Below are 26945 nucleotides of genomic sequence, written 5' to 3' on the forward strand. Positions count from 1 at the left end.
CCATCACTCGTGGCGATGCATCGCGGAGTCGCGCTTGGTGTCGCGCATCGTCGAGTAGATCAGGAGCGACAGGAAGATCATGCCGCTGAGATAATAGTAGAACCAGTCTTCATGCCCGATGCTCTTGAAATAGAGCGCGACCGCGGGCGCGGTGCCGCCGAAGATCGACACCGTGATCGCGTAGGGCAGGCCGACGCCGAGCGCGCGGACATTGGTCGGGAACAGCTCCGCCTTCACGATCGCGTTGATCGAGGTGTAGCCGGCAACGAAGATCCAGGCGCAGCAGATCAGCAGGAAGGCGGTGAAGGGCGACTTGGTCTCCTTCAGCGCGGTCAGGATCGGGATCGTCGACAGCGTGCCGACGACACCGAAGAAGATCAGCAGCGGCTTGCGGCCGATGCGGTCGGACAGCCCGCCATAGATCGGCTGCAGGATGGTCGCGAAGATCAGCGAGCCGAAGATCACGAAGGTGGTCTGGTCCTCGGTCAGGCCGACCGAGAGTTTCACGAACGTCTGCATGTAGGTGGTGAAGGTGTAGAACGCCGCGGTGCCGCCGGCGGTGAGGCCGACCACCAGCAGCAATTCGCGCGGATAGTTGAGCAAGCCGATGATCGAGCCGGTCGGCTTGGAAACCTTCTTGGCTTCCTCGAAGGCTTCGGTCTCGTGCAGGCCGCGCCGCATCACCGCGGCGACGATTGCAAGCCCGGCGCCGATCACGAACGGGATGCGCCAGCCCCAGGCCTTCAGCTCTTCCGGCGTCAGGAACACCTTCTGCAGCAACAGCAGCACGATGATCGCGGTGAGCTGGCCGCCGATCAGGGTAACGTACTGGAAGCTGGAGTAGAAGCCGCGGTGGTTGGGATCGGCGACCTCGCTGAGATAGGTGGCGCTGGCGCCGTATTCGCCGCCCAGGCTCAGCCCCTCGATGACGCGGGCCAGCGCCAGGATCGCCGGCGCTGCAAAGCCGATGGTCGCATAGGTCGGCGTCACCGCGATGATCAGAGAGCCGAAGCACATGCAGACCACCGAGAGCGTCAGCGACAGCCGGCGGCCGTAGCGGTCGGCGATGAAGCCGAACAGCCAGCCGCCGAGCGGGCGCATCAGGAAGGTCGCGGCGAACAGCACGGCGGCGTTGAGCTGCTGCACCACGGGGTCGCTGTGCGGGAAGAACGCCGGGGCGAAATACAGCGCAAACGCCGTATAGGCGTAGAAATCGTACCACTCGACGAGATTGCCGACCGAGCCGATGAAGATCGCCTTCACCCGCCGCTCGACGTCGCGAATGTCGAGATGATCGCTCGCGGGCGGAGCGGCTTGATCGGTCATAGGCTAGCTCCCGGACTCGTGGTGGTCGATTCCGGGGCAAGCTACCTCATTGGATGATGCGATGTAACTGCTGTGCCGGCCGTCTCAGGAACCCTTGCCGAACAGAACCGGCAGTTGACGCGGGCCGCGCACCGTGCCTTCGGACCACGTCACCTTGCCGGCCGGATCGAGGCGGAAATCCGGGATCCGCTTCAGCCATTCCTCGATCGCCACCGTCATCTCCATCCGCGCCAGATTGGAACCGACGCAGCGGTGGATGCCGAGGCCGAAGGCGGCGTGGCGGTTCTCCTTGCGGTCGATCATCACCCTGTCGGCGTCGGGGAACATGGCCGGATCGCGGTTGGCAGCCGGGAACGACAGCAGCACCATGTTGCCCGACTTCACCGGGCAGCCGGAGATCGTGGTCTCCTTCATCACCTCGCGCGCCATCGTCACCGGCGAATAGGCGCGCAGGAATTCTTCGATCGCGCTCGGCATCAGCGCCGGCTCCGAGACGAGCCGCTCGCGATCGGCCGGCGTCCTCGCGAGGTGCCAGAGCGAGGAGCCGATCGCGCTCCAGGTGGTGTCGATGCCGGCGATCAGCAGCAGCCGCAGCGAGCCGAGCACGTGATCGTCGGACAGCGGCTGGCCGTCCGGGCCCTTGGCCCGCATCAACTGCGAGATCAGATCGTTACCGGGCTCAAGCTTGCGCTGCTCGAGATGGGCCATGAAGTAGCCCGTCATCTCGCGCACGCCGCTCATCATCTGGTCGTCATCCTTGATGCCGAGCTCGAGGATCTGGTGGATCCACTTGATGAAGAGGTCGCCGTCCTTCTCCGGAATCCCGAGCATGTGGGCGATGGCGCGGACCGGGATGTGCTTGGTGTAGCGCGCAGCGGCATCGCAGCCGCCGTCGGCGATGAACTCGTCGATCAGCTCGTTGCAGATCGCGCGCACCCGCGGCTCCAGCCGCTTCATGGCATCGGGCGTGAACGGCGGCAGCAGCACCTGCTTGGCGGGCTTGTGCTCCGGCGGGTCGGAGGTGATCGGCGGTGCGCGTGCGCTGATCTCGGGACGGATGTCGCGCACGATCACCCGGCGCGAGGAGAAATGCTCGGTGTCGTAAGCGATCTCCTTCACCGCCTGATAGGTGGTCGGCATGTAGCAGCCGAGGAAGCGCTCGGTGTGCACCACCGGCGACGCCGCGCGCAAGGTCTCCCAGATCGGGAACGGATCCTCGGTCCAGACCGGATCGGTATGGTCGAAATCATTGACCCAGTCGGTGACCGGGGGATGTTCGGGCAGATAGCTTGCGGACGGGGAATCGGACATCGGCTCGTTTCCTTCTCGTTCGATCAAACGCGGGCCTGCGGCGCAGCCGCCGCGCGGCCGGTGCTATTCCTCGGTGACCTCGATCGCGATCTCCGGGCAGTTGGTCTGCGCGAGCCACGCCTTGTCCTCGAGTCCGGCCGGCACCACGCCGTCGCCGGCCTCATGGGCGTTGCCGTACTCGTCGAGCTCGAACAGTTCGGGGGCGAGTGATTTGCAGCGGGCGTGACCCTGGCACTTGTCCTGGTCGACGCGGATTCTGAGCTTGGACATGCAAGCGCTCTCCCTCAGGCTCGCGCGCAACGAGGCGCGCCGGTTCCTCATTTCCCTAGCTTAGTGCAAGTTCTGACTTGCTTGGGCGGACCGCATCTCGGCCAGTCCGGTAAGTTATATCATATTACATTATCGCTTCGCTTGTCCGTCAAGCAAAAACTCAATCGTGTCGAAGGTGCGCGGAATTGGATGGACATTCAAACAAATTCGGGTGATTGAATCGCGAGGCTTCGTAACGACGCCGACAGGGAGAATACTGCTTGCAGAAGGAGGTGAAGCGGCCGCGCGGGCGCCCGGTCGGATCGTCCGATCAAGGGCTGAAGCGCCAGGAGTTCGTGGTCGCGGTGATGAAGGCGATTGCCGAGCACGGCTACAAGGATGTCACCGTTGCGACGATCTGCGAGGCCGCCGGCTTTTCACGCGGCCTGATTGGACACTACTTCCCGGGCAAGGATGCGCTGCTGCTGCACGCCGTCGGCGAGGTGGCGAAGGATTTCGAGCAGGCCACACGCGCTGCGGCCGAGGCGGCCGGTCCGGACCCGCTGGATCGCCTGCACGCCATCGTGACCGCGAGCTTCAGCGCGCCGGTGTTCACGCCGGAACGCGTGCTGGTATGGGTCGCGCTGGCCAGTACATCACATTGGTCGCCCGAGCTCGCCGACATCTACCGACAACTCTATCGGCCTTACCGCCGCGGGTTGGTGAATTTGATGCGGCGCGCCGCCGACGCGCGCGGCGTGCGGATCAACGCCGACCGCCTGGCGATGACGCTCACCCAGCTCACCGAAGGAATGTGGGCCGGCTGGGCCGCGGATCCAAAGACCGTTTCCGCAGCCGAAGGCGAGGCGGCGTGTCATGACCTGCTCGACGCGTTCTTTGGCAAGCAGGGAGCACGGTGACGTCAGGCACGATGTGCATCGCCTGACGCGAAGCCGATAGCGGCACTCACTTGCGCTTCTTCAGCGCGCGCAGATCGATCGTTCCGACGATGGTCCGCGGATCCAGTCCGGATTCGAAGATCTGGGCCTTGTTGATCTTCTGGGTTGCCGTCACCGGCATGCGGTCCATGAACAGCATCCAGCCCGGGGCCTTGTAGTAGGCCAACTGCGTGTTGCAGAAATCCACGATGTCGTGGGCAAGCGCTCGGTCAGCCGTGCGGCCGGGCGTGGGAACGACGCAGGCAAAGATTTCTTCGCCGGCCTTTTCGTCCGGGACGGCGAGGATCGCGATCTGCGCGACGGCGGAATGCCTGCACAGCACGGTTTCCACTTCGGTGGCGGCGATGTTCTCGCCGGAGCGCCGGATCATGTTCTTGCGGCGGTCGACGAAATAGATGATGCCGCCTTCGTCCTGGCGGACGACGTCGCCCGAATGCCACCAGCCGCCGTGCCAGCCGGCTTCGGTCGCCGCCTCGTCGTCGAGGTAGCCGGCGAAAAAGCCCTTCCGCGCATTGTCGCCGGCGAGGCGCACCACGAGCTCGCCTTCATTGCCTGACGGAACCTCGCGACCTTGCTCGTCGATCACCTTTGCCTGCAGCGGCGGAACGGCCCGTCCGATCGCGCGGACGCCGATCGGCCGTGGCTCGTGATCGTTTGCGGTCCAGCGGCCGACCTCGGTCATGCCCCAGACCTCGAGATGGGGAATACCGAAGCGTTGTTCGAATTCGCGGTGAATGGCGGGCTCCATCCCGGCGCCGAAGCCGAACCGCACGGTGTGCGCGCGCTCGTCGGCCGATCGTTCCAGCGCGACCAGCGCCTGCGGCACGGCGCCGATGTAATGAACGATGGTTGCGCGGCTGCTCGACACCTCGTTCCACCAGCGCTTCGCCGAAAAATACTCGGGACGGATCACGCAGCCCCGCGACAGCAGCATCGGCATCAATGCGACGACGCCGGCGTGGACATGGAAGACCGGCATCGGGTTGAACAGCCGATCCACGCCCGGCTCGATCGAAAACCGGCCGCCGGCCTTGGCCAGCGTGAAGAACCATTCGCCGGCGGAGAGCCAGTAGTCATTCGTCACCAGGCAGCCCTTGGGGCGGCCGGTGGTACCGGACGTATAGAACACGCCGGCCTCCGTATTCCGATCCAGCGATCCCGATGCTGCCGGTCGTGACGGCGAGGGCAGACGTTCCGGCAAGTCCTCCGCGCTGATGACGACAAACCGGCCCGCCAGTTCGGCGGCGACGGCGGTCAATCGCTCGACATGGTGGCGAAGCGCAACGGCCAGCACCGCGCCGCTATGGCGCATCTGGTAGAGCAGTTCGGCATGCCGATGGTCCGGGTTGACCGGCACGACGCTCGCGCCGACGGCGTTGAGTGCGAGCAGGTGCACGAAGTAATCCGGCCGGTTCTCGACCAGCAAGGCAACGCGGTGACCGAGCCCGTATCCCGCTTGCCTGTAGCGCTCGGCAAGCGGCGTAACCTGCCGCATGACCTCGTCGTAGGTCCATTCCAATCCATCAGGCGCGTAGGAGGTGCCGGCTGGCACGCAGATGAAGGCATTCTGCGGCGCCGCTGCCGTGCTCGCGCGAAATGCTTCGAAAATCGTCTCGGCCACCGGTCGTCCTTCTCCCGCGTTTCCTTGCTCGCCGCTCCGGCCACTCAAGCCGGCCCGGATCGAGCCGCCGTCTTATCCATTCGATGGATCACGCATCGGCATGCGTGTCCCCCGTGCGGGCAGGCGCGTTGGTTGGCCCGGCTCCGCTTTGTTTCGGCGTCGAGATCGATCCTAAAGCGGCCTCGAAAGAAGGCAACAATATTTTTGTTGAACGTCCGACAAATTATGTCATCATGACCGTGGAAGGCCAATAATCAAACAAATGGCGGGGAGGTGCGGATGCTTTGGAGATGGACGGGGGCGGCAGCGATTGCGCTGCTCATCGCGGGGCCAGTGGCCGCGCAGGCGGGCGAGGACACCCCGGTCAAGATCGGCGTGCTCGGCGACCAGTCGTCGGTCTATTCCGCGGCCGGCGGGCGCGGCAGCGTCGAGGCGGCGAAGCTCGCGGCCGAGGATGCCGGGCTCGTGCTCGGCAAGCCGGTCGAGATCGTCTCCGCGGATTTCCAGCTCAAGGTCGATGTCGGCGTCGCGATCGCCAGGAAGTGGTACGACGATGAGAATGTCGACGCGATCATCGACGTGCCGTTCTCCGGCCTTGCGCTGGCGATCGCCGAGATGACCAAGACGAAGAAGAAGCTCGCGCTGTTCAACGCGGCGGCGAGCTCGGAGCTGACCGGCGCGAAATGCTCGCCCTATGTCGCGCAGTGGACCTACGACACCTATTCGCTGGGGCACGGGCCGACCAGCGGGCTGGTCAGCCGCGGTGACAGCTCCTGGTTCTTCCTGACCAACGACACGGTGTTCGGCGCGAGCCTCGAAGGCGACGCGGCGGCGGCGGTCAAGGCCGGCGGCGGAACGGTGATCGGCTCGGTACGCACGCCGACCGGCGCCACGGATTTCTCCTCGTTCCTGCTGCAGGCGCAGTCTTCCAAGGCCAAGGTGATCGGTCTCGTCGAAGCCGGTGCCGATCTCGCAACCGTTCTCAAGCAGGGCGAGGAGTTCGGTCTGAAGGCGCAGGGCCAGCGGTTTGCCGCGCTGATGGCCACGATCGACGCCATCCACGGCGTCGGCCTGAAGGATTCCCAGGGCATCATCCTCGCCGAGGCGTTCTACTGGGACCAGAACGACGAGACGCGCGCATTCGCCAAGCGGTTCTATGAGCGGATGAAGGCGATGCCGACGCAGGTGCAGGCCGGCGCCTATAGCGTCGTCAACCATTACCTGAAGGCGGTCAAAGCGGTCGGCTCGAAGGATCCCGACAAGGTGATGGCCAAGATGCGCGAGCTGCCGATCAACGACTTCATGTCGCACAATGCAAAGCTGCGTGCCGACGGCCGCGTGCTGCGCGACCTCTATCTGTTCGAGGTCAAGTCGCCGAAGGAATCCAAGGCAGCGTGGGACTATTACAAGCAGATTGCCGTGATCCCGGCGGACAAGGCGGTGCGGCCGCTCGACCAGGGCGGCTGCCCGCTGGCCAGTCAATGATTGCGGAGCGAGCATGACCGCGACGCGCGACACCGCCGAGCTTGATCTGTTCCGAGCCAATGTCCGCCGCTTCCTGGCGGATCAGGTCGTGCCGCATGCGGACGCATGGCGGACGCAGGGATATATCGACCGCGATCTGTGGCGCAGGGCCGGCGCGCTCGGCCTGCTCTGCGCCAGCGCGCCGGAACAGTATGGCGGCGGTGGCGGCAATTTCTGGCACGAGGCCGTCATCATCGAGGAGCTGGCGCGGATCGCGTTTCCAGATTTCAGCATCCCGCTGCAGAATGTGATCCTGGCGCCGTATTTCGCGCAATACGGCACCGAAGAGCAGAAGCGCCGCTGGCTGCCGCGGATGGCGCGCGGCGATCTGGTCGCCGCGCTCGCGATGAGCGAGCCGGGCGCGGGATCGGACGTCCGGGCGATCAGGACCCATGCGCGCCGCGATGGCGACGACTATGTCGTCAACGGGCAGAAGACCTTCATCACCCATGGCCATACCGCCGATCTGATCTGTCTTGCGGTCAAGACCGACACCACCGAGGGCAACGGCGTACGCGGCTTCAGCCTGCTGGTCGTCGAGACCGAGACGACGGCTGGATTTCGGCGCGGCCGCCGGCTCGACAAGGTCGGGCTCAAGGCGCAGGACACCGCCGAACTGTTCTTCGACGATGCGCGCGTGCCGGCCGGCAACCTGCTCGGCGGCGTCGAGGGCCGCGGCTTCTATCAGTTGATGGAGCAGCTCGCCAAGGAGCGCATCAATATCGCGATGCAGGCGCTCGCGCTGAGCGAGGCCGCGCTCGCCGAAACCGTCGCCTATGTCAAGGAGCGCGAAGTGTTCGGCAAGCCGCTGATCGAATTCCAGAACACGCGGATGGTGCTGGCCGAAGCCAAGACCGCGCTGTCGGTCACGCGCACCTTCGTCGAGAGCTGCATCGAGCGGCTGATCGCCGGGACGCTCGATGCCGAGACAGCCGCGATGGCGAAATGGTGGGCGACCGAAAAGCAGTGCGAGATCATCGACGACTGCATGCAGCTGCACGGCGGCTACGGCTACATGCTCGATTATCCGATCGCGCGAATGTGGAGCGACGGGCGCATCCAGAAGATCTGGGGCGGCTCCAATGAAGTCATGAAGGAGCTGATTGCGCGGGCATTGTGATGCTGCGGGCAATGGCTCCCGAGTGGGTGAGAACGCAAGAGCGCTGGTCCGGATTCCGACTGGCGCGTCATTTGAAGACTGGGATGTAGATGCAGAATCGTATCACCGAGATGTTCGGGATCGAGGTGCCGATCTTCGGCTTCACGCACAAGCCGGAGGTCGCGATCGAGGTCACCAATGCCGGCGGCATGGGCGCGCTGGCGGCGAGCTATTATCAGCCGGACGAGCTCGAGCGCATCCTGACCGACATGGATCAGAAGACAAGCGGACGTCCCTACTGCATCGACGTGCTGTTCGCCAACAAGGTTGGGCAGGTCGTGCCGATGTCGGAGCGCCTCAAGGCGCTGCCGAAGGAGCATATCGACTTCGTCGACAAGCTGCTGGACGAGGCGGGCATTCCACCGCTGCCGCCGGAGGTCGAGGCGGAGATGCTGCGCGAGAAGCCGCCGGGCCATGGGCACACTGAAGAGGGCGTGCTCGAAGTGCTGGAGATCGTGGTCCGCCATCCGCAGGCGAAGTTCGTGCTGAGCGCGATGGGTGCGCCGCCGGCCTATGTGGTCGACCGGCTGCACGGCCGCGGCATCAAGGTCGGTGCGATGGCCGGCAGCGCCGAGCATGCGCTCAAGCATGTCGAGGCGGGGGTCGACCTGATCGTGGCGCAGGGCAGCGAGGCGGGCGGGCACACCGGCACGATCTCCTCGATGGTGCTGTGGCCCGAGGTGGTCGACGCCGTCGCGCCGATCCCGGTGCTTGCGGCGGGAGGCGTCGGCAGCGGCCGGCACGTCGCTGCCGCCTTTGCGCTCGGCGCCGAGGGTGTCTGGTGCGGCACCATCTGGCTCGGCTCATCGCAGAGCGAGTTGTCGCCCGATATGCGCAAGAGATTCCTCGCGGCCCGCTCGCAGGATGCGATTCAGCGCAAGTACGACACCGGCAAGCCGTTGCGCGGCCTGCGCAGCAAGTGGACCGACGCCTGGGACGCGCCCGGCGCGCCGCAACCGCTGCCGCTCGCCGCCCAGAAACTGCTCGTCGCCCCGGCGCTGAAGCGGCTCGAGCTGGCCAACGCGGTCGATTACATGGGCTACATGTCCGGGCAGGTTGTCGGCCGGATCAAGGAGGAACTGCCGATATGCGACATCATGGAGGGCATGAAGTCCGAGTGCCTCGCCGTGCTGAAAGCGCTCGGCGAGAAAGCCTAGGGGCTTCAGGCGCGTCCCCCGCCAGTCCGCCTCTTTCGGCGTTGGCCCTGCAACTAATGGTTGATCCGTCCGGGCAAACTCGATTTGACGGTAAGTAGCTGATTTCGCTAAAATAGCGGTATCAACCTGCTGAGAGTCGAGCATCATTGGCCGCAATGGGACAGATCATTCGTAAGCCGTTCAAGACCTATCACCATGGCGATCTTCGCGAGGCCCTGATTCAGGCCGCCTTGCAGGAGGTCGAACTCGGCGGGCCGGAGGCGATCAGCATCAAGGCGCTGGCCAAGCAGCTCGGCGTCTCGCAGCCGGCGCCGTACCGGCATTTCGCCGACCGCGACGCGCTGCTGCAGGCGGTGACCGCGGAAGCGTTCCGGCAGTTCAACGTGATGATGCGCGAGGTGATCGAGACGCCCGGCAAGGGGTCGAAGCTGTCGCGCTTTGCCCAGGCGTCGCTTGCCTTCGGGTTGCAGCGCCACGGCATCTACCGCCTGATGTTCGCCTCGCGCACCATGGCCTGCGCGCCGAAAGGCAGCGAGCTGCACACCGCGGCGATGGAAACGCTGGCGCTGCTGATCGAGTCGTTCGAGGCGCCGGCCGTCGGGCTGTTGCGCGAGCGGCAGGCCCTGAAGATCTGGGCCGGCCTGCACGGCATCGTGATGCTGGCCGAGCAGGGGCTGCTCACCGGCGAGGCCGGCCAGATCAGCATCGAGGAGCTGGCGGACGAGATCGTCGAGCAGACCAAGCTTGCGCTCAACGTCGCGCTGAAGGCGGCGGAGGAGGCCGAGGGTAAGGCGTAAGCCGCCTTACTTCGGTGCCCGGGGATCGATCGGCGTCGAGCCGCGCACGCCCAGAATGTCCTCCAGCACTTTCGCGCCGGCGAGCAGCTGCGCGTCGGCGCGCGGCTTTGCCACCATCTGCAAACCGACCGGCAGGCCCGACGCGGTGAAGCCACAGGGCAGCGACAGCGCGGGACAGCAGGCGAGCGTGATCGCATAGACGATGCCGAGCCACTCGACGTAATTGTCGAACTTCTTGCCGCCGCATTCGGCGACATAGCGGTTCTCGACCGGAAATGGCGGCACGATCGTCGCCGGCGCCAGCAGCAAGTCGTATTTGTCGAAGAACTCGAGCGTGCGCGCGGCCAGCGCCACGCGTTGCGCCTCAGCGCGCTCGAGCTGCTCGACGGTGAGCTTCAGGCCTTCCTCGATGTTCCAGATCACCTCCGGCTTGAGCAGGTCGCGCTTGGTGCGCAGCAGCTGCGCCTTGCTGATCGCAAAATCGAAGGCGCGCAGCACATGGAAGCATTCATGGGCCTCGCGCAGGTCGGGATGGGCTTCCTCGACGATCGCGCCGGCCTCGGCGAAGCGCTCGGCCGCCTTGCGGGTGACCGCCTTGACCTCGGGATCAACAGGCGTGATGCCGAGATCTGGCGAATAGGCGATGCGCTTCGGCTTGTTGCCCGAGCGCGCGGCGGAGAGGAAGGACGCGGCGGGCGAGGGCAGCGACAGCGGATCGCCGGGATGCTCGCCGCTCATGGCGTCGAGCAGCAGCGCGAGATCCTCGACGTTGCGCGCCATCGGGCCCTGGACGCCGAGATTGCGATCGACCGCGGCCGACACCGTATGCGCGACGCGGCCGATGCTCGGCCGCAGGCCGACAATGCCGCAGAAGCTCGCCGGATTGCGCAAGCTGCCGCCCATGTCGGAGCCGTGCGCGAGCCACGCTGTGCCGCTAGCAAGCGCTGCCGCCGCGCCGCCGGAGGAGCCGGCGGCCGAGCGTGATGTGTCCCAGGGATTGCAGGTGGGGCCGAACACCTCGTTGAAGGTGTTGGCACCGGCGCCGAACTCCGGCGTGTTCGACTTGGCGTAGATCACGCCGCCATTCTCTTCGAGGCGTTCGACCAGGATGTCGGATTTCGCCGGGATGTTGTCCTTGTAGATCGGCGAGCCCTGCGTGGTCAGCACGCCCTGCACATTGGTGAGGTCCTTGATCGGCACCGGCAGGCCGGCGAGCAGCCCGCGCTCGGCGGCGGGCTTCTGCATCAAGGCCTTGGCGTGGCTGCGGGCGCGATCGAAGCAGAGCGTCGGCAGGGCATTGACCTTGCCGTCGACCTCGGCGATGCGCGCTTCCAGCACGTCGAGCAGCTCGAGCGGCGAGACGTCGCCGGCTTTCAACTTGTCGACGACGGCGCATGCCGTTTCCCGTACCAAGCCCTGATCAGCCATGCGCCGTGCTCCTATTGGTTTTGCTTGCAAGTGCTGTAGAACATTTTCCGCCGTCGTGGCAATGCGACGAAAACGAGAGAGGTCGGAATGGCAGCGTTGTTCTCCGCGGTCGATTGGCGCGCGATGAGCCAGCAGGAGCGTGACCTCGGCCTCAACAACGGCGTCGCCGTCAAGGGCAGCGCCGAGATCGCCGCCGGCTGGGAGCAGCGCTCCGCCGCGCTGCGGCAGCAGCAACCGGACCATCTCGACCTCAGATACGGTCCGCGCGAGCGCAACCGGATCGATTTCCTCAAGGCGCGCGACGGCGCGCCGACGCTGCTGTTCATCCACGGCGGCTACTGGCAGACGCGCGCCAAGGAAGTGTTCTCGATCTTCGCCGAAGGACCGATGGCACACGGCATCAACGTCGCGCTGATCGGCTACACGCTGGCGCCGGATGCTTCGCTCGACGAGATCGTCGCGGAGATCCACGCCGGGATCGATTTCCTGGCTGGCCGTTTACCCGGTCTCGGCGCTGCCGCGGGCGGCATCGTGGTGTCGGGCTGGTCCGCGGGCGGGCATTTGACGGCGATGGCGCTGTCGAACAAGCATGTTCGGGCGGGCATGGCGATCTCGGGCATCTACGACCTCGAAGTGATCAGGCATTCCTATCTCAACGAGAAGCTCAGGCTCGATGAAGCGGGGTCGCGGCGCAATTCGCCGATGATGCAAGAGGGCGGCGCGGCAAAGCCGCTGTCGCTGGTGGTCGGCAGCGCCGAGCTGCCGCTGCTGCGCAAGCAGACCGCCGATTTCGCCGGCCACCGCGCCCGCTACGGCCTGCCGGTAACCTATGAGGAGATCGCCGGCGCCGACCATTTCTCCATCATGCACGAGATGCTGGCGCCGCAAGGGCGGGTGACGACGCTGGTCCGGCAGTTGTTCGAGCGGACCGCGGGCTGAGCCCTCATTGACGCTCACGGTGCGTAGCCCGGATGAAGCGAAGCGCAATCCGGGATCTTGCGCGCCGAGAGAGCGGCCCCGGATTTCGCTTCGCTGCATCCGGGCTACGAAGCTATGGATTCTGGCAACATCTCCCCACGCGTCGTCCCGGCGAAAGCCGGGACCCATAACCAAGGGTGAGGTTGTTGAAACGAGCTGTGGCCGCAGCGTTGCGCACCAACGATCTTCGGTGGTTATGGGTCCCGGCTTTCGCCGGGACGACGCCGGGGGTGGTGCTCGCTTACAGCGCCGTCAGTGCGTAGCCCGGATGAAGCGAAGCGCAATCCGGGATCTTGCGTACTGAGAGGCCGGCCCCGGATTTCGCTTCGCTGCATCCGGGCTACAAGCTACACCTAACCCCACCCCGCGCTGATGCCGCCGTCCACCGTGTAGATCACGCCTGACGTATATCCGGCGCGGTCCGAGGCCAGGAACGCCATCAGGTCGCCGATCTCGCGCGCATGGGCGGGGCGACCGAGCGGCAGGCTCTTCTGGAATTCCTTGTAGCGGTTCTCGTCGCCGAACTGATGCTTGGCGCGGGTCTTCAGCAGCGTGACGTGGCGGTCGGTGCCGACCGGGCCGGGATTGATGCCGACGACGCGGATGTTGTCGGCGAGGCTCTTGCCGCCGAGCGCGCGGGTGAACGCCATCAGCGCCGCATTGCCGGCGCTGCCGCAGATGTAGTTGGCGTCGAACTTCTCGCCGGCCGCGCCGATGTCGTTGACGATCACGCCGCCGCCGCGCGCCTTCATCTGCGCGTAGATCTGCCGCGTCAGGTTGACATAGCCGAACACTTTCAGCTCCCAGGCGTGGCGCCAGGTTGCTTCATCGATCTTGTCGATCGAGCCGCCGGGAATGTCGCCGGCATTGTTGACGAGGATGTCGATGTCGGCGGCCTCTTTCGCCAACCGGGCGAGATCCTCGGATTTGCGCAGATCGACCACGCTGATGGCGGCATCGATCTGGTGCGCGGAACGCAGCCGCTCGGCGAGCGCCTTCAACTGTTCGCCGTTGCGGGCGGCCAGCAGCAGATGGGCGCCTTCCTCGGCAAAGGCCTCGGCGGCGGCCGCGCCAATGCCCTTGGAGGCGCCGGTGATCAGGACACGCTTGCCGCGCAGATGCAGATCCATGGGATGTCTCGCTTTGGTAATGAGGAACGGATGTCGGCGAATTTGGTGGGGCAGGGTCGCGCTGCCGTCAACACTGCACTGCAGCGTTGCGCTGGCGCCAAGTTTGGTCCATTGCAGGGCGATCAGGATAGGCGGCTTGGCCGGCCGGGCAAATCACAAGGGTGTTCTCGATGAGCAAGAAGCAATATCGGATTGCGGTCATTCCCGGCGACGGCATCGGCAAGGAAGTGATGCCGGAGGGGCTGCGCGTGATCGAGGCCGCGGCCAAGAAGCACGGCGTCACGGTGCAGTTCGATCATTTCGACTTCGCTTCCTACGACTATTACGAGAAGCACGGCGAGATGATGCCGGAGGACTGGAAGGCGCAGATCGGCAAGCATGATGCGATCTATTTCGGCGCGGTCGGCTGGCCGGCGAAGATTCCGGACCACATCTCGCTTTGGGGGTCGCTGATCAAGTTCCGCCGCGAGTTCGACCAGTACGTCAATCTGCGCCCGGTACGGCTGATGCCCGGCGTGCCTTCGCCGCTGGCGAACCGCAAGCCGGGCGACATCGATTTCTGGGTGGTGCGCGAAAACACCGAAGGTGAGTATTCCTCGGTCGGCGGCCGCATGTTCCCGGATACCGACCGCGAGTTCGTGACGCAGCAGACGGTGATGACGCGCACCGGTGTCGACCGAATTTTGAAGTTCGCCTTCGACCTCGCGCAGTCGCGGCCGAAGAAGCACCTGACCTCGGCGACCAAGTCGAACGGCATCTCCATCACGATGCCCTATTGGGACGAGCGCGTGGAGGCGATGGCCAAGAAGTATCCCGGCGTGAAGTGGGACAAGTACCACATCGACATCCTCACCGCGAACTTCGTGCTGCATCCGGACTGGTTCGACGTCGTGGTCGGCTCCAATCTGTTCGGTGACATCCTCTCCGACCTCGGCCCGGCCTGCACCGGCACGATCGGCATCGCGCCGTCGGGCAACATCAATCCGGAAGGCAATTTCCCCAGCGTGTTCGAGCCGGTGCATGGCTCGGCACCCGATATCGCGGGCCAGGGCATCGCCAACCCGATCGGCATGATCTGGTCGGGTGCGATGATGCTGGAGCATCTCGGCGAGAAGCAGGCCGCTGACGCCATCGTCGGCGCGATCGAGCGCACGCTCGGCGAGCGCACGTTGCGCACCCGCGACCTCGGCGGCAATGCCGACACAACGGCGTGCGGCAAGGCCGTCGCCGAGATGGTGGACTAGACACCGTCGTAGGGTCGGCAAAGCGTCAGGTGCCCACCATCGCGAGCACGGCGTGGATGGTGGGCACGGCGCTTTGCGCCTTTGCCCACCCTACGGATTGTCTATCCCCTCGGGTCGTGTTCACCAGCTGAACGGGCATTGCTGCGCCGGTGTCAGCGTGCTCGTCACCGGCGGATCCGGGTAATATTGCATCACCCGCTGCACCTCCTGCGCGTTCTCGTAGCTGGTCAGGAGCTCGACCAGCTTGAGTGCCTCGTCGATGCCGGACGAGATGCCGCCGCCGGTCAGGCGGTTGCGGTCGAGCACGAAGCGCGGCGTGCCCGGCGCGACGCGGATGTTCGGAAAGCGGCCGAGGCAGGGAATGAACGCCCAGTGCGTCGTCACCTCGTAGCCGTCGAGCAGGCCGGCCTGCGCCAGCAGCAGCGCGCCCTCGCACACCGAGCAGACATATTTCGCGTTCGCGCTCTGCGACTTGAAGAATTCCAGATAGTCGCGGCCGCTGCCGACCATCATGGTGCGCAGCGCGTCGATGTCGCCGCCCGGCACCCAGAGCACGTCGAGCTGCGGCGTATCGGCAAAGCCGTGCGGTGCGATCATCGTCAGGCCGTCGCGCGTGGTGATCGGGCCCGGTTGCCGCGCGATCAGCCGGATCTCGGTGTTCGCGTCCATCCAGCTCAGCACCTCGCGCGGTCCGGCGACGTCGAGCAGGTCGACCTTGTCGTAAACGGCAATTCCGATGATCATCGCATGCTCCATCTGATGGATCTGAAGAGGACCGGCACGACGGCCTGGCCGGGGACGACGCGCCACGTCCATTGCGGCGGCCGCGGCGGCGCCAGCCGTTCGAGCTGCAGGGCAACCGAAAGCGCGAACATCAGGGCAAGGTGGAATGCCGGCGCCGTCAGCGGCAGCAGCATCGCCGGCGCGCAGATCGCCGCGCACAGCAGGCCGTGGGTCAGGCCGAACCGGATGCAGTCGCGATCGGCGGCGGTGCCGAAGGCCGAAAGGTTCGGCACGCGATGGCAGCGGTTGAGCACGCTCTGACGCAGCGGCGCCGCCTGCCACAGCACGGCGATTACTACCGCGATCGCGAACGCCGGCAGGCCTGTCGCACCGGCCAGCACCGTAACCGCGTTCGGCGCGGTCAGCAGGATCGGGCCGACCGCGATCCAGACCATGAGATAGGCGGCAACGAACAGGCCGGTCGAGCGATTGCGCCGCTCGGCGAGGCTGCGCAGCCGCAATTGCGCGATCGGCTGCGCCAGTTGCGGCGCAGTCATCGCCGCGACCATCAGGATCCAGAGCAGCGCAGCCACGGTTGCGGTCGCGCCGACGCCGTAGATGGTCGAGAATGCGGCGCCGGCGGTCACCAGATTCGGCGACGGCGAGCAGAGCGCGGCCGACGGCAATTCCTCGCTGCCGGCGGCGAGCAGCACCCAGCATGACAGGCTGGCGAGCAGCAGCGTCGGCGACGCCTGTCTGAGCAGCGCGGGCAGCGGCACACGCGGCGACACGGCGTCACCGGCTCTGGCGGTAGACTCTCACGCGGCCGACGTCGATCTTGCTGCTGGCGGAGATCGGCGTCTGCGGAACGAACTTGATGTCGACCGCCTGCGCGCCCAGTTGGCCGCTGAGATGCATGGCATCGACGATGTCGGTGATGTCCAGCGTCTGGGTCAGCCCGTCGCCGGCGTGCGGACCGCCGGCCTGGCTCGCCGCGCGCGCGCCGAACAGCGACAGCACGCCGGCATGGTTTTCCGGATGCTGCGCCGGGTTGGCGTCCTTCGGCAGGTTGACATAGACGTCGAACATGCCGGCGTCGGTGGTGCTGGTGACGTTTTCCAGCACGAGGTAGACGCGGTCCGGCGGCGCCGCCGCCGCGGTCGGGGCCAGCGACTTCATCGAGGTGAGTTTTGCCGAAAGCTTGTTGGTAGCGGCGGCATCGAGCTGGACCTGCGCGTCGGTGGGCGAGGCGGCAAGCCGGATCGCGGCGCTGCTCTGTCCGACGAGTTCGGTGCTCTTCTGCGCGGCCATGGTCATTGCTCCCGCGAGATTGTGCGCATCCGTCGCCGCGACGCCCAGCCTGCCGAGGCGGGCCGCAAGCACCTGCTGCTGACCGGGGACCGAAATGTCCTGGTACTCATAATTGAGCTCGGGTGCCTTGGTGTTCAAGACTTTCGCGGCTGTGGTCGTGAAGGTGGTGCCGTCAGGGGCGGGCATCACGAACTGGCCCGCCGGCTCGTTCAGCCAGTCGGGGTCGGTCGGATTCTTGTAGGCGTCCGCCGGATCGGACGGATGGCGGCGAACCGTCAGCCAGGATTCCCAGAGCCGGTCGATATTGGAATGATGCAGCCAGAAGATCGGATCGATGCCGGCGGTTTCGAACATCGCCATCAATCCGTTGTTCTTGCTGATGTCCGGGTTGGTGCCTTCCTTGGTACCGCCGACCAGGACATGGACCGGGCCGTGCGGCTGCTGTTCCAGCAGCCCGGTGCCGCCGCCGCCGTGGCTGAAGGCGGTACGGGTGCCGCCGAACGAGGTCTGCAGATCCTGCGGCTCGTTGAAGAATTCCGGCTCCTGCCAGAGCGCAGAGACCGCAACGTCGGCCGGCCGGATGCTGATCACGCCATTGCCGCGGCGGCCATAGCGCTCCTTGACCCAGAGCGGATTCCTGCTGCCGTCGTCGAGCAATTCCGGCGCGAAGGCGGTGGGGAATTTCAACGTGTTGGGCTGGGTCGGATCGTAATTCCAGTAAGGTAGCGCCCAATCGTCGGGGCCGCCTTTCTTGACGATCACATCGAGCAGGATGGCCTCGAACGCGGCGAGATAGGCGCGATGCCAGGGCAGGAAATACCACGAGCCGTGCTGGCATTGATTCCAGAACCCCACGGCATCCGGATCGAACGGCAATGCCACATTGGCCTTGAGATAGCCGAGATCGATCCAGAGCTGCCGGTCGATGCCATGCATCGCCGCAAGCGACCACCAGCTCGTGACGTCGGTGATCGATCTCGTTTGCAGTTCCCTGATTGCTTCGCCGTACCAGAACAGCGTCTTGTCGCCTGCCGGCAATTGCCAGACGTCCTTGCGCACGCGAGCCATCTGAGGCCTCCCGAAATGAGCGCAGTTATCCAAACAACCGTATCAAACTTAAAGTAAACTAATATGACGACGTACAATCAATGATAGTACAGGGCGACGCGCGCGTAAACGGCTCTGGCGCGCGCTGTTGCCGCACCGTGGCCTCAAACGACCCTTGATAGAGTAGAAAACCGGCGGAGCTCAGCCCTTGACGATCCGCCGGCAATGCTCCCACGCGGCGTAAATCAAATTCTCGCTCGCTTCGGGGGTGCGGAACGCCGAATGCGCCGACAACGTCACGTTCGGGATCTTCGTCAGCGGGTGATCCTTCGGCAGCGGCTCGATGTTGAAGACGTCGAGGCCGGCATGGCGGATCTGGCCGGATTTCAGCGCATCGATCATCGCCTGCTCGTCGACGATCGCGGCGCGCGCGGTGTTGACCAGGATCACGCCGTTCTTCATCTGCGCGATCTTCTCGCGCGTGATCATGCCGCGGGTCTCGTCGTTGAGCAGCAGATGGATCGAAACCACGTCGCTCTTGCCCAGCACGGTGTCGAGGTCGACAAAATCGACGCCGGGATGGCTTTTCGCCGACCGGTTCCAGGCGATCACCTTCATGCCGCTGCCGAGCGCGATCCGTGCGACTTCGGCGGCGATGCCGCCGAAGCCGACCAGGCCGAGCGTCTTGCCGGTGAGCTGCATGCCGTCCTCGCGCAGCCAATTGCCGGCGCGCATCTCGCGGTCCATCTGGGCGATCACGCGTGCCGACGACCACATCAGCGCAATCGCTGACTCCGCGACCGCGGTGTCGCCATAGCCCTTGATCAGGTGCACGGAGATGCCGAGGTCGGCGAGCTCCTCGGGGTTCATGTAGCTGCGCGCGCCGGTGCCGAGGAACACGACGTGCTTCAGCCCGGTGCACTTCTTTGCAATGTCGGTCGGCAGCGCGGTGTGGTCGACCACCGCGATCTCGGCGCCGTCGAGCACCGCCGGATAGTCTTCGGGCTTGATGTCGGGATTGCGGTTGATCCGCATCCTGGGATCGCCGGATTTCTCCAGTCGCTCCGTGATGACCGCGAGCGACTCATTGGCGTCGACAAACACTGCGCGCACGACAACCTCCATTAAAAGAGAAAGCATGATCCGGAAAAGTGGAGACCGGTTTTCCGATCAGATCATGCTCAATTAATTAGGACGCGACGCCGGCGAGCGCCAGCACCGTGTGCATCAGGACGTTGGCGCCCGCGGCGCAGTCGGCCTGCGTCGCATCCTCCAGCTCGTTGTGGCTGATGCCGTCCTTGCACGGCACGAACACCATCGCCGCCGGCATCACGGTGTTGAGGTTGCAGGCATCGTGGCCGGCGCCGGAGGTGATGCGGCGGTGCGAATAGCCGAGCTGCGTTGCCGCGTTCTCGACCGCGTCGACCAGCCTGGGATCGAAATGCGTCGGCGGCTTGCGCCAGACCAGATCGAGCTGGACCTCGACCTTGCGCCGCGGCGCGATCTCGGCGATCGCCGCGCGCAGGTCGCGGTCGAGCGCATCCATGATCGCGGCGTCGGCGCTGCGGCAATCCACCGTGAAGGCGATCTCGCCGGGAATGACGTTGCGCGAGGGCGCAGCGATCACGGCCTCGCCGATGGTGCCGACCGCCTTCGGGCCGTGCTTCCTGGCGATGCTTTCCATCGCCAGCACGATCTCCGACAGCGTCGCCAGCGCGTCGCGGCGCAGCGGCATCGGGGTCGAGCCGGCATGGCTCTCGAAGCCGATGATCTTGCCGTCGTACCACAGCACGCCCTGGCCGGAATCGACCACGCCGATGGTCTTGCCTTCGGCCTCCAGGATCGGGCCCTGCTCGATATGCAGCTCGACGAAGCTGGTGAATTTCTGGCGGCCGACCGGCGCATCACCGCGATAGCCGATCGAGTCCAGCGCCTGCGCGACCGTGACGCCCTCGGCGTCCTTGCGCGACAAAATGTCGTCGGTGGTGAAGTCACCGACATAGGCGGCGGAGGCCATCATCGCCGGGGCGAAGCGCGAGCCTTCCTCGTTGGTCCAGTTGCAGATGCAGATCGGCAGCTCGGTCTCGATGCCGGCATCGTTCAGCGTCCGCACCATCTCCAGCGCGGCGAGGGTGCCGAGAATGCCGTCATATTTGCCGCCGGTCGGTTGGGTGTCGAGGTGCGAGCCTACGCCGATCGGCGGCTTCGACATGTCCCGGCCTTTCCGCAAGGCGAACATCGAGCCGAGCGCATCGACATGCACGTCGAGGCCGGCGTCCTCGCAGGCCTTGCGGAACCAGTCGCGCACCTGCTTGTCCTCGGCGCTCAGCGTCAGCCGCCGCACGCCGCCTTTGGCGGTCGCGCCGAACTGCGCGGTTTCGTGGATGGCGCCCCAGAGGCGGGCGGAATCGATCTGCAGGTTGGTTGCGGCTCGGCTCATTGCGGCTCTTCCCTTTACGCGACCGCATTTTCATGACGCGCCGCTCTCGCGCCGTCAACCGTCACGCTCTCCTGCGCGATCTGGCGTGCGAGGTTGGCGACGCGCTCGATCGCGACCGCATCGGGGGAGGCAAGCCAGCTCGCGGTGAAGGTGAGGGGCGGCAGCTTGAGGTCGGTGTCGAGCAGTTGCAGGCGTCCGTCGGCAAGCTCGCTCTCGACGATCGCGGAGGGGATCACCGCGATGCCGAGACCCTCATTGGCCATGTGGATCACGGTCGCGAGCGAGGTCGAGGCGTGCAGGCGGATCGGCGGCAGGTCGGGCCCGTTGAACAGCGCGCGCACGGTCTCGTAGGGCTGGGTCTTGCGCGGAAAGGTGATGATCGGAAACCGCGCCAGATCCTGCCGCGTCACCGGGCCGTCGCCGAGGCCGAGCGCCGGGCTCGCCAGAAAGCCGATCGGGTAATCGCAGAGCACGCGGTTATGCGCGCCGGAGACCGAGACCGGGCCGAGCACGAAGGCGAGTTCGATTTCCTGCGCCAGCAGCCGTGCGGTCAGGTTCGGCGTGATGTCGACCTCGATCTCCAGCGACAGGTTGGGATAGACCTCGTTGACGCTCTTGACGAGGCGCGGCAGCCAAGTGTGCACGATCGTCTCCGCGACGCCGAGCCGCAGAGCGCCGCGCATCGCCGAGCGGTCGCCGACCTCGGCCATCATCTCGGAGCGCAGCCCGATCAGCTTCTCGGCATAGACCATCATCAGCCGGCCGCTCGGTGTCGGCGAAGCCACGCGATGATCGCGGTTCAGGAGCTTGACGCCCATCTCGCGCTCGAGCTGGGCGATGCGCTGGGAGATCGCCGGCTGGGTGGTGTTGAGCCGCGCCGCCGCGCCGCGGAAGCTGCCGAGCTTGACGACCCACAGGAACGTTTCAATCGAGCGGAAGTCCGTCATTGGAAGCATTTTCCGATCGATAAATCGTGTTTATCGATTTTGATTAGAAAGGACGATTAGACATTATATCACGCGTGGTGTTGGTTTGTCCTTGTCGAGATTATGGGCAGGAGGCTCCCATGACTGTTTTTGCGGCAGTGCAGCAAGGGGACCCGGTGCTTGCGAGCGCCGAAGCGCGACGCGCCTTCCGCCACGGCATGGCCGAGACCACGGCCGGCGTCGCCAACGGTTTCGTCCAGGGCAATCTCGCGATCCTGCCCGAGAAGCTCGCCGGCGCCTTCCACCGCTTCTGCCAGCTCAATCCGAAGCCGTGCCCGATCATCGGCATGTCCGATGTCGGCGATCCGCGCATCCCCGCGCTCGGTCTCGACCTCGACATCCGCACCGACGTGCCGCGCTACCGCGTCTGGCGCGACGGCGAGGTGGTGGACGAGCCGGCCGACATCACGAAATACTGGCGCGACGATCTCGTCACCTTCGTGCTCGGCTGCTCCTACTCGTTCGAGGAGGCGCTGCTGGAGGACGGGCTGCCGATCCGTCACATCGAACGCAACCTGCGTGTGCCAATGTACCGCACCAACATCGCGTGCAGCCCGTCCGGGCCGTTCGTGGGGCCGATGACGGTATCGATGCGTCCCTTCAAGCCGGCGGATGCGATCCGCGCGGTGCAGATCACCTCGCGCTTCCCGTCGGTGCACGGCGCGCCGGTTCATCTCGGCCATCCGCATCTGATCGGGATCGAGGATATCGCCAAGCCCGATTACGGCGATCCGGTGCCGGTCGGCGATGACGAGATCCCGGTGTTCTGGGCCTGTGGAGTGACGCCGCAATCGGTGATCGCAGCTGCGAAGCTGCCGTTCGCGATCACGCATTCGCCGGGCCTGATGCTCGTCACCGATCTCAGGAATAAGGCGCTCGCTGTGCTCTGAATAGGCAATTCGTGCAATTCATTCGGGCTTTACTGCGCGCTACAAGCGTTTCATCGATAAAAACAAACTGACCAAGGGGAATTTCGCATGACGATCTCTCGCCGCAACGTGTTGCTGGGTGCCACAGCCGCCGCCGCGCTCGGTCCGATGGCCGCACGCGCGCAGACCAGTGAAGTGGCCATCGGCGTGATCTATCCGCTGTCCGGTGCCAGCGCCCAGATCGGCGTCGACGCGCAGCGCGCGTTCGAGACCGCGGCCGATATCATCAACAAGAACTATGATTTCGCGTTGCCGCTCGCCAAGGGCGAGGGCTTGCCCGGCCTCGGCGGCGCCAAGGTCAAGCTGGTGTTCGCCGACCACCAGGCCGATCCGCAGAAGGGTCGCGCCGAAGCCGAGCGCCTGATCACCCAGGACAAGGTCTGCGCCGTGATCGGCACCTATCAGAGCGCGGTCGCCGTCACCGTCAGCCAGATCTGCGAGCGCTACGGCGTGCCGTTCCTGTCGGCCGACAATTCCTCGCCGAGCCTGCATCGCCGCGGCCTGAAGTTCTATTTCCGCGCCTCGCCGCATGACGAGATGTTCTCGACCGCGATGTTCGACTTCTTCGACGTGATGAAGAAGAAGGGCCAGAAGATCGAGACGCTGGCGCTGTTCCACGAGGACACCATCTTCGGCACCGATTCGGCGAACGCGCAGACCAAGCTCGCCAATGAGCGCGGCTACAAGATCGTGTCCGACATCAAGTATCGCGCCAACTCGCCGTCGCTCACCGCCGAGGTGCAGCAGCTCAAGGCCGCCAATGCCGACGTGCTGATGCCGTCGAGCTACACCACCGACGCGATCCTGCTGGTCAAGACCATGGCCGAACTCGGCTACAAGCCGAAGAATATCATGGCGCAGGACGCCGGTTTCTCCGAGAAGGCGACCTATGACGCGGTCGGCGACAAGCTCGAGGGCGTGATCTCGCGCGGCAGCTTCTCGCTTGACCTCGCGCAGAAGCGGCCGATGGTCGGTCTCATCAACGAGATGTACCGCGCCAAGTCCGGCAAGGACTTCAACGACTATTCGTCGCGCCAGTTCATGGGCCTGATCGTGATGGCCGACGCCATCAACCGCGCCAAGTCGACCGAGGGCGACAAGATCCGCGAGGCGCTGGTCGCCACCGACATGCCGGGCGATACGACGATCATGCCGTGGAAGCGCGTCAAGTTCGACGAGATGGGGCAGAACAACTTCGCCGATCCGGTGCTGCTGCAATACGCCGCGAAGAACTTCGTGACCATCTTCCCGGAGCAGGTCGCCGTCTCCGAGGCGATCTGGCCGATGAACAAGTAATCGGTCGGACCTAACGAAGGGGCAGACGGCGGTGACAGCTGAGACCATTATCCAAAGTCTGGCGAGCGGCCTCTTGATGGGGCTGCTCTACGGGCTGATCGCCGCCGGGCTTGCCCTGATCTTCGGCCTGATGGACGTCGTGAACTTCGCGCACGGCGAGTTCCTGATGATCGCGATGTATGTGACGTTCTTCCTGTTCGCATTCTTCGCGATCGACCCCTTGCTGTCGGCGCCGTTGGTCGCCGCGGCATTGTTCGTCTTCGGGGCGGTGGTCTATCTCCTGATTGTCCGCTTCGCGATGCGCGCCAAGGCCAATGCCGGCATGGTGCAGATCTTCTCGACCTTCGGCCTCGCCATCGTGATGCGCGGCCTCGCGCAGTTCTTCTTCACGCCGGACTATCGCAGCATTCCGCAATCATGGCTCGGCGGCAAGACGGTGTCGATCGGCGGCATCTTCCTGCCTGAACCGCAGCTGATCGGCGCGATGCTGTCGATCGCGGCCTTCGTCGCGCTCTACTTCTTCATCAACCGCACCGATTTCGGCCGCGCGCTGGAGGCGACCCGCGAGGACGCCGGCGCGGTGGCCCTCGTCGGCATCGACAAGAACCGGGTGTTCGCGCTCGGCTGGGGCCTCGGCGCTGCGCTGGTCGGCCTTGCCGGCGCCATCATGGCGATCTTCTTCTACATCTATCCCGACGTCGGCGCGTCGTTTGCGCTGATCGCCTACGTCACCGTGGCGCTCGGCGGCTTCGGCAGCGTGTTCGGCGCCTTTGCCGGCGGCATCATCGTCGGCCTGGTCGAAGCCACCACCGCGCTGATCCTGCCGCCGTCGCTGAAATCGGTCGGCATCTACGCCGTCTATCTGCTGGTCGTCTTCATCCGCCCGCGCGGCCTGTTCGGATCGATGTGATGGATAGCCATTTCGCCCAACGCCGCCGGCGTGACCTGATCATGGCCGGCTGCTTCACCGTGTTGGCCGCGCTGGCGCCGCTGTTCGTCAAGGACGTCTACGTCCAGAACATCATGGTGCTGACGCTGATGTACGCGGCGCTGTCGCAGAGCTGGAACATCCTGTCCGGCTATTGCGGACAGATCTCGCTCGGCCATGCGCTGTATTTCGGGTTAGGGGCCTACACCACGGCGCTGCTGTTCACCAAGTTCGGCGTGCTGCCGTGGTTCGGCATGCTGGCCGGCGGGGCGATCTCGGCAGTGATCGCGATGGCGCTCGGCTATCCCTGCTTCCGCCTGCGCGGCCACTACTTCGTGATCGCGACTATCGTGATCGCCGAGATCGCGCTGCTGTTGATCCAGAACTGGGATTGGGCCGGCGCTGCGCTCGGCATCGACATCCCGGTGCGCGGCGACAGCTGGCTGAAATTCCAGTTCACCCGCTCGAAACTGCCTTACTTCTATTTCGCGCTGGCGCTGGCCTGCGTCGCCTGGTTCGTCACCTGGTGGCTGGAAGACTCCAAATGGGGCTTCTGGTGGCGCGCAGTGAAGGACAATCCCGACGCTGCCGAAAGCCTCGGCGTCGTCGTGTTCAATTCCAAGATGGGCGCGGCCGCGGTCTCCGCCTTCCTGGTCGCCGTCGGCGGCAGCTTCTACGCCCAGTTCGTCTCCTATATCGACCCCGAAAGCGTGATGGGCTTCCAGTTCTCGCTGCTGATGGCGCTCCCCGCGGTGCTCGGCGGCATCGGCACGCTGTGGGGCCCGGTGCTCGGCGCCGTGATCCTGATCCCGCTCACCGAGCTGACGCGCTCCTTCGTCGGCGGTTCCGGCCGCGGCGTCGACCTGATCGTCTACGGCGCGCTGATCGTCGCGATTTCGCTGGCGTTGCCGCGCGGCCTGGTCAGCGTGTTCTCGCTGCGCAAGGGGGCGGCGCGATGACGGCTCCTCTCGAAACCCCGCTGCTGGAAACCCGTGGCGTCTGGCAGCGCTTCGGCGGCCTCGTCGCCAACAGCGATGTCTCGATCTCGGTCGGTCGCGGCGAGATCGTCGGCCTGATCGGCCCGAACGGCGCTGGTAAGTCGACGTTGTTCAACCTGATCGCCGGCGTGCTGCCGCCGACGCAAGGCTCGATCATTTTCGACGGCGAGGACGTGACAAAGCTGCCGGCGGCCGAGCGCTGCCAGCGCGGCGTCGGGCGCACCTTCCAGGTCGTGAAGAGCTTCGAGACCATGACGGTGATCGACAACGTCATCGTCGGCGCGCTGATCCGCAACACCAAGATGCGGATCGCGCGGCAAAAGGCCTATGAGGTGCTGGAATTCTGCGGCCTTGCCGCGCGCGCCGAGAAGCTCGCCGCGGACCTCGTGCCGTCGGAGAAGCGCCGGCTCGAAGTCGCGCGTGCACTGGCGACCGAGCCGAAGCTTCTGCTGCTCGACGAGGTGCTGACCGGCCTGACGCCGGTCGAGGCGCAGACCGGTGTCGAGCTGGTGCGCAAGGTGCGCGCCACCGGCATCACCGTGCTGATGGTCGAGCACGTCATGGAGATCGTGATGCCGCTGGTCGACCGCGCCATCGTGCTCAATCTCGGCAAGGTGCTGGTCGAGGGCAAACCTACTGAGGTCGTTCGCAATCCGGAAGTCATCACTGCCTATCTCGGGGATCGTCATGCTGTCGGTGCGTGAAGTCACCACCGCCTATCAGGGCCTGGTCGCGATCTCGGCGGTGTCGATCGACGTCACCAAGGGCGAGATCGTCTGCGTCGCCGGCGCCAACGGCGCGGGCAAGTCGACGCTCTTGAAATCGATCGCCGGCGCCGAGCGGCCGCGCTCGGGCACCGTCACCTTCGACGGCAAGCGCATCGACGGCCAGCCGCAGCACGTCATCACATCAGGCGGCATCGCCTTCGTGCCGGAGAACCGCCGGCTGTTTCCGCGGCTCTCGGTGCGCGACAACCTCCGCCTCGGCAGCTACCTCTATCGCAGCCAGTCCGACCGCGACGCGCCGCTCGATCTGGTGTTCAAGCTGTTCCCGCGGCTCGGCGAGCGGCTCGACCAGCGCGCCGAGACGCTGTCCGGCGGCGAGCAGCAGATGCTGGCGATCGGCCGCGCCCTGATGACCCGGCCGCGCCTGTTGATGCTCGACGAGCCGTCGCAGGGCATCATGCCGAAGCTGGTCGACGAGATCTTCCAGGCGGTGAAGCGCATCCGCGACGCCGGCATGACGGTGCTGATCGTCGAGCAGCGCATGGCCGAATGCCTCGAGATCGCCGACCGCGCCTACATCCTGCAGACCGGCCGCGTGCTGATGCAGGGCACCGCGGCCGAGATCAGCGGCAATCCCGACGTCCGCAAGGCGTATCTGGGGCTGTAGTTTCTACGATGC

General features: G+C 65.4%; 25 protein-coding genes. 13 read left to right on the forward strand and 12 right to left on the reverse strand.

Annotated elements, in window-relative coordinates:
* Nucleotides 1-3: 3 nt before the first annotated feature.
* The 3 genes from JQ633_RS17405 to JQ633_RS17415 all read right to left on the reverse strand — a co-directional run bounded on the left by JQ633_RS17405 (nucleotide 4) and on the right by JQ633_RS17415 (nucleotide 2907).
* Nucleotides 4-1326, reverse strand: a complete 1323-nt coding sequence (locus JQ633_RS17405) for an MFS transporter (protein ID WP_211986275.1) — start codon at nucleotides 1324-1326, stop codon at nucleotides 4-6.
* Nucleotides 1327-1410: 84 nt separating this feature from the next.
* Nucleotides 1411-2637 carry a cytochrome P450 gene (locus tag JQ633_RS17410; RefSeq protein WP_211986276.1) on the reverse strand — a complete coding sequence of 409 codons (1227 nt, stop codon included), beginning with the start codon at nucleotides 2635-2637 and terminating at the stop codon, nucleotides 1411-1413.
* Between the two features lie 63 nt (nucleotides 2638-2700).
* Entirely contained in the window at nucleotides 2701-2907 is a 207-nt protein-coding gene (locus JQ633_RS17415; protein WP_211986277.1) for a ferredoxin, read from the reverse strand.
* A gap of 260 nt (nucleotides 2908-3167) precedes the next feature.
* On the opposite strand from JQ633_RS17415, the gene JQ633_RS17420 reads away from it, so the two are divergent.
* Nucleotides 3168-3806, forward strand: a complete 639-nt coding sequence (locus JQ633_RS17420; RefSeq protein ID WP_211986278.1) for a TetR family transcriptional regulator C-terminal domain-containing protein — start codon at nucleotides 3168-3170, stop codon at nucleotides 3804-3806.
* Nucleotides 3807-3852: 46 nt separating this feature from the next.
* Here the strand turns inward: JQ633_RS17420 and JQ633_RS17425 are convergent, their stop codons facing one another.
* The gene (locus JQ633_RS17425) at nucleotides 3853-5466 is read right to left on the reverse strand and encodes an AMP-binding protein (protein WP_211986279.1); all 1614 of its coding nucleotides are present in this window, start codon (nucleotides 5464-5466) and stop codon (nucleotides 3853-3855) included.
* Nucleotides 5467-5745: 279 nt separating this feature from the next.
* Here JQ633_RS17425 and JQ633_RS17430 point away from each other — a divergent pair, with 279 nt between their 5' ends.
* The 4 genes from JQ633_RS17430 to JQ633_RS17445 all read left to right on the forward strand — a co-directional run bounded on the left by JQ633_RS17430 (nucleotide 5746) and on the right by JQ633_RS17445 (nucleotide 10103).
* Nucleotides 5746-6951, forward strand: coding sequence for an ABC transporter substrate-binding protein (locus JQ633_RS17430; RefSeq protein WP_211986280.1), 1206 nt, complete (start codon nucleotides 5746-5748; stop codon nucleotides 6949-6951).
* A 13-nt stretch (nucleotides 6952-6964) separates the two neighbouring features.
* A complete protein-coding gene (locus JQ633_RS17435; protein ID WP_211986281.1) occupies nucleotides 6965-8110 on the forward strand; it encodes an acyl-CoA dehydrogenase family protein in 1146 nt (381 codons plus the stop codon).
* 89 nt (nucleotides 8111-8199) lie between these two features.
* Nucleotides 8200-9306, forward strand: a complete 1107-nt coding sequence (locus JQ633_RS17440; protein WP_211986282.1) for an NAD(P)H-dependent flavin oxidoreductase — start codon at nucleotides 8200-8202, stop codon at nucleotides 9304-9306.
* A 155-nt stretch (nucleotides 9307-9461) separates the two neighbouring features.
* The gene (locus tag JQ633_RS17445; RefSeq protein ID WP_211986283.1) at nucleotides 9462-10103 is read left to right on the forward strand and encodes a TetR/AcrR family transcriptional regulator; all 642 of its coding nucleotides are present in this window, start codon (nucleotides 9462-9464) and stop codon (nucleotides 10101-10103) included.
* Between the two features lie 6 nt (nucleotides 10104-10109).
* Here the strand turns inward: JQ633_RS17445 and JQ633_RS17450 are convergent, their stop codons facing one another.
* Nucleotides 10110-11531, reverse strand: a complete 1422-nt coding sequence (locus JQ633_RS17450; RefSeq protein ID WP_211986284.1) for an amidase — start codon at nucleotides 11529-11531, stop codon at nucleotides 10110-10112.
* Nucleotides 11532-11618: 87 nt separating this feature from the next.
* On the opposite strand from JQ633_RS17450, the gene JQ633_RS17455 reads away from it, so the two are divergent.
* Nucleotides 11619-12470 (forward strand): alpha/beta hydrolase, encoded by an 852-nt coding sequence (locus tag JQ633_RS17455; protein ID WP_211986285.1) that lies wholly within the window; start codon nucleotides 11619-11621, stop codon nucleotides 12468-12470.
* Between the two features lie 392 nt (nucleotides 12471-12862).
* Here JQ633_RS17455 and JQ633_RS17460 read toward each other — a convergent pair whose 3' ends face one another.
* On the reverse strand, nucleotides 12863-13639 hold the full coding sequence (locus JQ633_RS17460) for an SDR family oxidoreductase (RefSeq protein ID WP_211986286.1): 777 nt from the start codon (nucleotides 13637-13639) through the stop codon (nucleotides 12863-12865).
* 170 nt (nucleotides 13640-13809) lie between these two features.
* Here JQ633_RS17460 and JQ633_RS17465 point away from each other — a divergent pair, with 170 nt between their 5' ends.
* Nucleotides 13810-14883, forward strand: coding sequence for a tartrate dehydrogenase (locus JQ633_RS17465; protein WP_211986287.1), 1074 nt, complete (start codon nucleotides 13810-13812; stop codon nucleotides 14881-14883).
* Nucleotides 14884-15003: 120 nt separating this feature from the next.
* Here JQ633_RS17465 and JQ633_RS17470 read toward each other — a convergent pair whose 3' ends face one another.
* From JQ633_RS17470 to JQ633_RS17495, 6 genes are all read right to left on the reverse strand, one after another.
* Entirely contained in the window at nucleotides 15004-15627 is a 624-nt protein-coding gene (locus JQ633_RS17470; protein ID WP_211986288.1) for a DJ-1/PfpI family protein, read from the reverse strand.
* Nucleotides 15624-16397, reverse strand: a complete 774-nt coding sequence (locus JQ633_RS17475; protein ID WP_211986289.1) for a DUF2182 domain-containing protein — start codon at nucleotides 16395-16397, stop codon at nucleotides 15624-15626. Before JQ633_RS17475 ends, JQ633_RS17470 begins: the two co-directional genes overlap by 4 nt.
* Before the next feature lie 4 nt (nucleotides 16398-16401).
* Nucleotides 16402-17985: a tyrosinase family protein gene (locus JQ633_RS17480; RefSeq protein WP_211986290.1), complete on the reverse strand. Its 1584-nt coding sequence runs from the start codon at nucleotides 17983-17985 to the stop codon at nucleotides 16402-16404.
* A 180-nt stretch (nucleotides 17986-18165) separates the two neighbouring features.
* Nucleotides 18166-19077, reverse strand: coding sequence for an NAD(P)-dependent oxidoreductase (locus tag JQ633_RS17485; protein ID WP_211986291.1), 912 nt, complete (start codon nucleotides 19075-19077; stop codon nucleotides 18166-18168).
* Nucleotides 19078-19153: 76 nt separating this feature from the next.
* Nucleotides 19154-20404 (reverse strand): Zn-dependent hydrolase, encoded by a 1251-nt coding sequence (locus JQ633_RS17490; protein ID WP_211986292.1) that lies wholly within the window; start codon nucleotides 20402-20404, stop codon nucleotides 19154-19156.
* A 14-nt stretch (nucleotides 20405-20418) separates the two neighbouring features.
* Nucleotides 20419-21351 (reverse strand): LysR family transcriptional regulator, encoded by a 933-nt coding sequence (locus JQ633_RS17495; RefSeq protein WP_211986293.1) that lies wholly within the window; start codon nucleotides 21349-21351, stop codon nucleotides 20419-20421.
* 119 nt (nucleotides 21352-21470) lie between these two features.
* Between JQ633_RS17495 and JQ633_RS17500 the strand changes: the two genes are divergently transcribed.
* From JQ633_RS17500 to JQ633_RS17525, 6 genes are all read left to right on the forward strand, one after another.
* Nucleotides 21471-22280, forward strand: a complete 810-nt coding sequence (locus JQ633_RS17500) for a putative hydro-lyase (protein ID WP_211986294.1) — start codon at nucleotides 21471-21473, stop codon at nucleotides 22278-22280.
* An 87-nt stretch (nucleotides 22281-22367) separates the two neighbouring features.
* Nucleotides 22368-23615: an ABC transporter substrate-binding protein gene (locus JQ633_RS17505; protein WP_211986295.1), complete on the forward strand. Its 1248-nt coding sequence runs from the start codon at nucleotides 22368-22370 to the stop codon at nucleotides 23613-23615.
* Nucleotides 23616-23646: 31 nt separating this feature from the next.
* Nucleotides 23647-24525, forward strand: a complete 879-nt coding sequence (locus tag JQ633_RS17510; RefSeq protein ID WP_211986296.1) for a branched-chain amino acid ABC transporter permease — start codon at nucleotides 23647-23649, stop codon at nucleotides 24523-24525.
* Nucleotides 24525-25502 carry a branched-chain amino acid ABC transporter permease gene (locus JQ633_RS17515; RefSeq protein ID WP_211986297.1) on the forward strand — a complete coding sequence of 326 codons (978 nt, stop codon included), beginning with the start codon at nucleotides 24525-24527 and terminating at the stop codon, nucleotides 25500-25502. The genes JQ633_RS17510 and JQ633_RS17515 overlap by 1 nt, the downstream gene beginning before the upstream one ends.
* Complete coding sequence (locus JQ633_RS17520; RefSeq protein WP_211986298.1) at nucleotides 25499-26245, forward strand: ABC transporter ATP-binding protein; 747 nt, start codon at nucleotides 25499-25501, stop codon at nucleotides 26243-26245. Before JQ633_RS17515 ends, JQ633_RS17520 begins: the two co-directional genes overlap by 4 nt.
* Complete coding sequence (locus JQ633_RS17525) at nucleotides 26229-26933, forward strand: ABC transporter ATP-binding protein (RefSeq protein WP_211986299.1); 705 nt, start codon at nucleotides 26229-26231, stop codon at nucleotides 26931-26933. Before JQ633_RS17520 ends, JQ633_RS17525 begins: the two co-directional genes overlap by 17 nt.
* Nucleotides 26934-26945: the final 12 nt, after the last annotated feature.

It is taken from the genome of Bradyrhizobium tropiciagri (assembly GCF_018130505.1).
Taxonomy (GTDB): Bacteria; Pseudomonadota; Alphaproteobacteria; order Rhizobiales; family Xanthobacteraceae; genus Bradyrhizobium; species Bradyrhizobium tropiciagri_B.